We start from the raw sequence: 7715 nt of genomic DNA, 5'->3' as shown, positions 1-7715 counted from the left end.
ACCTGGGGGCGGCTGAGTTGGATAAAGCCGTCGATCTGAACCCCGGGTGTCGCCTGCAAGGCCGTAAGGATGGTTTCTGATGCCATTGGGGACAGTCCCGCCGCCTGCTTGGGACCGATAATGTACTGCTTCCGACGTGTCGTGACCTCTGCAGTTGCCTCCTGTGCGCCGTCCCCTGGCTCCGCGCCTGACAAGGGTGTCGAAGGTTGCCGCGCCGTAGTCGTGCGTGAGGGATTCCGCGACATGGACTCACTCCTATCCTGTTACAACTCCAGCGCCGGTGTTGCCGCCGAGATTAAGCGGCGCGTTCGGGTCGAGCGACCAGTTTGCGTCAAGCAATGCGCGGGCCGCCGCTTCCTGAGACGTGGGAAGCACCACGGTCGCGACATTCGCCAGAGTTCCGATTCTTACGAGCTGCGCTCCTGGGATCGCTTGCACGAGGGCCTGAGCAATCGGGGAGACCGGACCTGCCGCCCCGGTGGGGTCACGTGGAGTAATCGTGAAGCTCTTGCTATCTGAGACATCAGCCATCTTACTGTCTCCCGACGGCCAGAAAACGGCCCGACCAAGGTGTTGCTCGGCCGGGACCGAAATGACCTAATGCATGAAGCTTTGTTGGCCAAAGCCCTGCGGCATCGGTTGTCCAATGCCTTGCTGGCCTTGGAAGCCTTGCATCGGTCCTTGAGAGCTTTGTGGCGCCCATTGGCCCTGACCGGCCTGGACCTGCGGCCCCTGAGTAGACGCGACCGCAAGAAGGGTACTCGCGATCATTGGTAGGTTTGGAACCACGTACTGCGTGACTGCTTTGCCAATCGTGTCGGCTGCGCTCTTGAAGAAGTTGGCGAAGTCGAATTGCGGCGCCAAAGCACCGCCCGGACCCGCAGATTGAGCGTGGACCTGTTGGGTATATTGCGCGAACTCGGGCGACGCGGCCAGACTCTTCAGGAGACCACCAATCATCCCGGGCAGCTGTTGCGCGACTTGCTGACCAACTCCTTCAAGGATTTGCTTGCCTTCGTGGCCAAGGAAGCCGGTAATATCGCCCCATAGACTCTGAGTTGACAGTGCTCCTTGTCCCGGCTGAGCGCTATTCCAGCCGACCCCAAAATTTCCGACTGGTGTGCTGATGCCGAAATTGAATTGCGGGTTAAGGTTCGGCCCTGCGGAAGCAGGTGACGTCCCGGGCATGGAAGCCGTCGCGGGTTGGCGGCGGTTTAACTCATTAAGAACGGCTTGAACGATCTGGTTGACGGTCGTACCAGGCGGGACCATCACGTCCGCTGACTGCTGATAACCAGACATTTTTGTTCCTCCATACTTTGACTTTTGCAGCGCACTAGCGACGGAGGAGGTTCGTCCTGTCTGATTTGAGACGGCTGAACCTCCGTACAATAATATTCGTGTATGTTTTGATCGAATAGTGAAAACCAGCTATCACAACCTCACGTTCGCGTGGTGTCAGTTGTGCTGACGAAGTCAGCCGTTCTACCAGTTTCATTTTAGTGCCCCTGTTCTGGGGCTCATTGATGCGGTACACGAGCAAACAAGTTGGGATTTCTCCCACTGAATTCATAACAAATTCTCGACAAGGCGGATGCTGCTGGTCGGACACTTTAGCTCGCAATCAAAGTGCGTTGGATACCGGCCAAGCAACGCGATACTTTAACCCCGCAACATTGATACCCGGCATTGTCCGGCTCGACCCGCTTTCTAATCACCGCATGTCGGCGATGCGATTACCCTCCAAGCAAGCGTTCAGCCAATCACTTTGATGATGGATGTGAAGAAGCGCGCGTTCGATGCCGAATATTTCAAGCACATCGACGCGCTGAACTACACGATCATTCAGCCGACGGCCAGCATGTCGAAAGCGTGGGCGATGCCGACGTGGTGCTGGTGGTGTGCGGGACACACCACCACCAACGTGGCGCGGCTTGACCACCAATCATGTGCTGCTGCCCTGGGCGTCCTTAGCGCAGATGTGTCGACATAATTCCCGAAAAGCGGCCGAACGAGCCGCCGGATCGATCCATGGGGTGCCGACAATTGCGGCCACACGCCAGATACTTCAACGCGCGCTCCTGTCGACCGAACTACCCTAGATACGACACATCCTTCGCCCTCGACGCTAGTTCGCCTTCAACCTTGTCGATTTCCGCTTGATTGCGTTCGATGAACGTTGCGAGCTCATCGCGAGACATCTCGGAAAGCGCCTTTTGTTGCGACGACGAGTCCTTGCGAGTGGGCGCAATATGCCCTGCCCGGTCTAGGACCTTGATTGAAAGGTCCGCCCGCACACGAGCACTAACACTGGCATCCTGCAGCAGTGACTTCGCCACCCTGTAAGCCAGTGGTGCCCCAACCACAGCGAGGTCGAGCTGGATTGATTCCGAAATCGCCGCCGCGACTGCTGGCAGGCGCATCGTCTTGTAAACGGACTTCGGATGATAGCCTGCGAGCTCTGCGGCCTCCTCGGGTCGCTTACCTTCGTTCACGATAAGGCGCACCAAAGTGCGTTGCTGTTCACTGAGGTCGTAAGCTGCGATCGATGGCATGCAAGCTCCTTAGTTCTCGCGCGACGCGTTCGCGGCCGCGATGAGGCGGCGCAAGTCAATATTGTACTGTGCCACGTTCGGATTTTTCACTGGTCTCTCGAGCAAGTAGGCTGCAACGTTCGGATCGAACCACGTCATGTGCACGATTTCATCCGCATTCTGCTTGCTAGACGGAAGCATCTCGAGCAGAAGTTTGAAGCGCTTTATCAAGCCGCCGCCCGCGAGATCGCCTTTGAAATGCCGCACAGCCAACTGAGCCCAACCGGGGATGTTGAGCTTCTCGGCGGTATCCGAGCCAACGGTCGCCCTCTTCTCCGCCTCCTTGAAGTACGACAGGATTTTGTGCGCCTGCCGGAGATTGTTCATCTCTTGTGGCGAGAACGTCTTTGCGAGCAGCGCTTCATTATCTTTGAACTCTCGCGCCAACCTGGCAAATTGAACTTCGAGCGTCTCGCCCACCTGCCGAGTGCCCTGGACCTTGTCGGCGAGGACCTCGGATACAGCAGCCTTCCAACCGCGCACCGCTTGGGGGTCGTTCTTGATAAGCGCGTTGATCTCGTCAAGCTTGGTCCCGGCGTCGTACTTGCCGCCGAGGAGCTTCTGCGCGACGTCGCGAGGATCCTCGCGAAACAAGGTGCCGACAGCGGAGCGATCGATTTCAGCTTCTGTCACGTCGCGGGCGGCGCGAGCAGCATCAAGATCCGATCGCGCCTGCGCGGACATCTGTTCCCCACGACGTGCGGCGGCGGCGATCTCGTCGAACTCGCCCCGTACCGCCGGAAATTGCGCCAACACGTCCGCATTGTTTCGCGCCCAAGCGTTCGCGCGGATCGAGTTGACCGTGCCGTCATTGTTGAGGGCCGACTTGGCCAAGTCCGCACGAAGATAATCGCGAAGCGCCGCGTATCCGGCCGGAGCCGCCGGTGACCCATCGAGCGTGCGGGTCAGGCTGGCTGCTTTCTCCGGCGCCGCCAAAAACCGATCTGCCGTAGCGCTCGGATGCGTTGAGCCCCTGTTGAGCTCACTATCAGCGTTCTGCCCGCCACGATCGAGCTCGCGCGTGAACCGTGCTGTTTCATCGTTTCGCTCCGGGCGGAAGCGCTCAGCGAAGCGCTGATAGTTAGCATTGGCTTCTGAATACCCTGGCGCGTCCTCGATTGTCCGGTTCACCGCGCGCCTTAGAACGGAAAGATTGTCGGCCAAGTCGAAATTGCCAGATGATTGCGCGCGCTCGATAGCCGGGCCGATGAACTTACGCAGATCGGCCAGATCGCCGCCAAGTGCGGTGCCGGGCCCGCCGACGTTGACCATCTGCCCGCTTTCCGGCGGATGCTCAACGATCTGTGGACGAAGGGCATTCAGCCGCCGCATGAAGTCCTCTGGCAGCACGCCTGGGGCCAGCCCGCTTGCCTGACGGCGGACGCGATCGATTGCGCCAAATATCTCGTCTGCGGGGAGCTCCTCATGCCGCCCGGCCGCTGTATCGAACAGCCGGTTCTTCTCGGCTCGAGCCGGGATGTAGGTTCGGTCTACCAGGGCTTCATCCAGTCGTCGCGAAGCATTTGCCTTGGCTTCGCTGTTCGCGAGCGCGCTGAGCGGTTCCCCTTGGTCTGCCCGGATTTGATCAACAGTTCGGGTCGCATCCTCCCGTTGGAGGATGTCGCTCTCCGCGGCGCCCATTCGCTCCTCACGCGCCTGCGCAGCGCGGCGCATCACGGCACCCAGGTCTGCCTCCGGATCGCGCAGGGCCTCGACACGGTCAGCCGCGGCCGCTTTCACGTTCTGGTCGCGCTTGACGAAGTCAGGCGAAGACTTGAGGCGCGCGCCCTGCTCCGCGGCGATAAGACCAGGGTCGCGTGAAAGGAGGCCTGAAGTAGGCATGGCCGAGGCTTGCAACGGCTCGACTCCTGCCTCGGTCGGCTTCGACAAGGCTGCTGCGTTCTCGCGGATGTCCTGCGCCAGCGCACGGGGCGAGCCAGACGCAGTGCCTTGGATCTTGGCGGCTGCCCGGTCGACGTCAGCGCTGCTGTACGGCGCCTTGGTGTTCGGGTTGAGCGGGATCGGCGCAGAAGCGGAGCCAAAGGATTTCGTCGCGAGGTTTCGGATCAGGCCCGCAAGTCCCTCCGCAGTGCCTTGGAGGCTGTTCGCGCCGACGGCTCCGACGACAGGCGCAAGCGCGTTGGCAATCGCCTTTGGCCATGTATCACCCACGACAGCGTGCTCGGGGACGTAGTTGTCGGCCGCGTTCACCGCGACGCCGGAGCCCATGCCTCCGATTGTATCTCCAACCAGTGTCCGCGCCGGCGCGTCCGTGTACGGCCTGGCCATGTGATCGAGCACACGGCCGACGGGCGTCTCCGAGCGCGTTGTCGCAGCGGCGACGCTCGGCGCTCGAGCCGCCAGCATGGCGCCGTCGCCGACGGCCTGAGTGCCGAACCGGCTGACATCGTAAGCGAGCTTCTCGCTCGACGACATCGTGGCGGGATCGATGCCCGGAAGGACCGAGGTGGCCTTCTCGACCAGCTTGGACGCCGGGATCGCCTGCGGGATGTTCGTGCCGGCCAGCTTGTTGATGCCGCCGGTGATGAGATTCTGCGCGCCGGCCGCGAGGTCGAACGGGCCGGTGACGATGTCGGTGAGCCCCTTGCCGACACCCTGGGCGCCAACGGTGAAGTCGCGCACGGCGCCGCCGACGCTGCTCGGGAGCAGCGACGCGGGGCGATCGATGGGCTTGGGCTGTTGAGGCACATCGGCGGGCGCCACGTAGATGCGCCCGCTCGGCGTCGTCACAGGAACGGCCATCTGCGGCGCGAACGGATCGAGATCGACGGGGACCAGCGACGGCTTGCGGTCAAGCGTGTAGCCCTGCGGCAACGGTGGCAACTCCGGCGCTGCCGGTTGGCGCCAGCCATCGAGCTGGAAGCCGGGAGGGAGTGGCGGGATGAGGCCGTCAGATGAGATTTTGGGCGAGACGTTCTGCGCGCGAGGCTGAGCCGTCGGGATTGAGCTTAGAGCACGTTGAATGTCCGCCGGCGTGAAGTCGTCGGGAAATTCGTGCTGCTGACCTTCGAAATCGATGATCTGCGGCATTACTCATTCCATCCAGCACGCTCGCGCAGATACTTCACGTCGGTCTTGAGTGCGCCTAACGTCTCGGACACTGGTTCGATTTGGCCGGTCATCAGGTGTCCCGGCCTCGACGATCAACCCAACCGTAGGTGACGACGAGTAGTGTGGAGCTCGCCTGCGATGCGACAGCGCGGATTTGTCCATTTACGTTGGTTCGAACATTGACAACGAATGAACCGGCCACACCAGCCGACGGATTGAGGCAGGTATAGTTACCGGGTGGTGCGCCCGTAGACGATGCAGCTTCGTCCGCAGAGTTAATCAAAAGAGCGGTACCCAGCGTTGCGTTGGACATAGCCCCTCGCAACAGTGCGTTGACTTGGAATCCAATTGGAACGCTGAGACCGAAAAGCGTGGGCGTCGTGCCAAGGTTTGATACGTTCACGTTAGTGCTAGGCGTATCCCACAGAAATTCGTCACCGACCTGGACAAACTTCAGCCACTGGCTAGATCCATTCGTTACCATTGAGCCAATGCGACGGAATAGCGTGTAGTTTGCCGGCAGAGTCGGCGCTGTGGCCGAAAGCGAGATCAGGACATCGACTACACCCGTATCAGTACGTTTAATCTGATAGACGTGGTACCAGGTTGACGCCGCAATCGTGCCGGTGTCGAGTGCGCCGTTGCCAGTACCTACCGCCCACGCACTTGTGGTCTTGGTGTACGCCGACGCCAGCAACATGAAGCCGGCGTTAGTGCTGTCAACCGCAACGCCGGCGGCGACGCTGAATGTTGCTGACGAACCCGCCGTCGAAAGTGTCAGCCCGGCGAGATAGCCTCTCAAAAGGCTTACATCAAACTGGATGTCGTTGGTCGAGGCGACCAACCCGTGGCTAAGAGTGAACGCGCCGGTGTTACCCGCAAACGACGTAACTCCCCCCGCGTCGCCCGCGCGCGCAAATTGTACTGAAAGAGCATCCGCCGCAGAAAACGACCCGTTGCCGGTCACGTACGAAACTGTGATCTGCTCCCACGTCGTGTTATCCGTCACAGCGGCAGTTATTTTGAAGATCGCGAACGTCGCGGGGGTGCCGATCTTGCGGATCTCGATCGTGCCGCGGTTAGCGCTAGAGCCGCTGCCCCACGTCGACAGGTATGACCGGATGTTCGGGTTGCCGGTCGCGTTCGTCAGCGCGCTCATCGCGATCGCAGTGACCGAGGCCACGGTCGCGTTGTTGAAACGCAGGAGACCCGTCCCGGGATCGGCCATGGTCGTGGTCGCGCCAAAGGCGTATTGATCGCCCATCACGACGGTCGCGCTCGCGGCCGCACTCGTCGCCGACGTCGCGGCGCTTGCGGAAGCATTATTCGCCGCCGTGGCGCTCGACGCGGCATTCGTCGCCGACGTCGCGGCGTTGGTGGCTTGGGTGGTCGCGATTCCGGCCTGGGTAGTCGCCGTGGCGGCGTCCGCGCTTGCCTGCTCGGCCGCAGCCAAAATGGTGTCGACAGACGTGATGTCGCCAATGGCCGCCTTCACGGTCAACGTAAGCTGATCTGCGCCCACAGATCCGTTCGCTATAGCACCGTCGGAGCGCAGAGATTTCTTCAGGAAATCCACGATCTCAGCCGTCGACATCGCGACCTGGTTGAGGTCCGCGTGGACTTTGTCGGCCGGCAGCGGCCGGCTCGGGTTGGCGTTCTGGTACGAGACGTAGTCGTACTGGCGCGTGTATTTGGTTGGGAAGGACATGGACCGCCGACGGGGTGAGAGGAAGAGCGCGGGATTGCGCGGTGGGTGCCGTCGGCGAAGCGGCGTAGACGTCCGTGAGGTGAATTATGACTCGGGAGTGGTTAGCGGAACATTAGGGACACTACAGGCTCCGTTTTGCTGCTCCACGAGCTGCGGAAGCGGAATTGTTGTTCGACTTCGCACAATCTCCAAGAGCTCTCTCGAGCCCAGCGAGGTTAAATGGCCCTTAGCGGACTTGGCCCAATCCGCCTCCAAAGGTCGGCCTTTGTGAAGGGTTTCGGATGCCGGCCCCATGACGGTGTTGCCGCGCACACGGGGGCCGGCGTCCGAAAGCCTCCAAA

At 61.0% G+C, this 7715-nt stretch carries 6 protein-coding genes; 1 reads left to right on the top strand and 5 read right to left on the bottom strand.

The genetic code is table 11. The features are described 5' to 3' along the window. Window positions 1-255: 255 nt before the first annotated feature. On the bottom strand, window positions 256-531 hold the full coding sequence (locus AC0L3A_RS39490; RefSeq protein ID WP_354129563.1) for a hypothetical protein: 276 nt from the start codon (window positions 529-531) through the stop codon (window positions 256-258). Between the two features lie 66 nt (window positions 532-597). Beyond that, window positions 598-1302 carry a hypothetical protein gene (locus AC0L3A_RS39485; RefSeq protein ID WP_354129564.1) on the bottom strand — a complete coding sequence of 235 codons (705 nt, stop codon included), beginning with the start codon at window positions 1300-1302 and terminating at the stop codon, window positions 598-600. Window positions 1303-1771: 469 nt separating this feature from the next. Here AC0L3A_RS39485 and AC0L3A_RS39480 point away from each other — a divergent pair, with 469 nt between their 5' ends. After that, on the top strand, window positions 1772-1993 hold the full coding sequence (locus tag AC0L3A_RS39480; protein ID WP_354129565.1) for a hypothetical protein: 222 nt from the start codon (window positions 1772-1774) through the stop codon (window positions 1991-1993). 100 nt (window positions 1994-2093) lie between these two features. On the opposite strand, the gene AC0L3A_RS39475 is transcribed toward AC0L3A_RS39480, so the two are convergent. The 3 genes from AC0L3A_RS39475 to AC0L3A_RS39465 all read right to left on the bottom strand — a co-directional run bounded on the left by AC0L3A_RS39475 (window position 2094) and on the right by AC0L3A_RS39465 (window position 7374). Further along, entirely contained in the window at window positions 2094-2555 is a 462-nt protein-coding gene (locus AC0L3A_RS39475) for a hypothetical protein (protein ID WP_354129566.1), read from the bottom strand. Between the two features lie 9 nt (window positions 2556-2564). Continuing rightward, on the bottom strand, window positions 2565-5645 hold the full coding sequence (locus AC0L3A_RS39470) for a hypothetical protein (protein WP_473256435.1): 3081 nt from the start codon (window positions 5643-5645) through the stop codon (window positions 2565-2567). A gap of 91 nt (window positions 5646-5736) precedes the next feature. Beyond that, the gene (locus AC0L3A_RS39465) at window positions 5737-7374 is read right to left on the bottom strand and encodes a hypothetical protein (protein WP_354129569.1); all 1638 of its coding nucleotides are present in this window, start codon (window positions 7372-7374) and stop codon (window positions 5737-5739) included. Window positions 7375-7715 lie beyond the last annotated feature (341 nt).

The sequence above is a fragment of the Bradyrhizobium sp. MI1.3 genome, from assembly GCF_055811695.1.
This window is presented reverse-complemented; position numbering and strand designations above follow the sequence as displayed.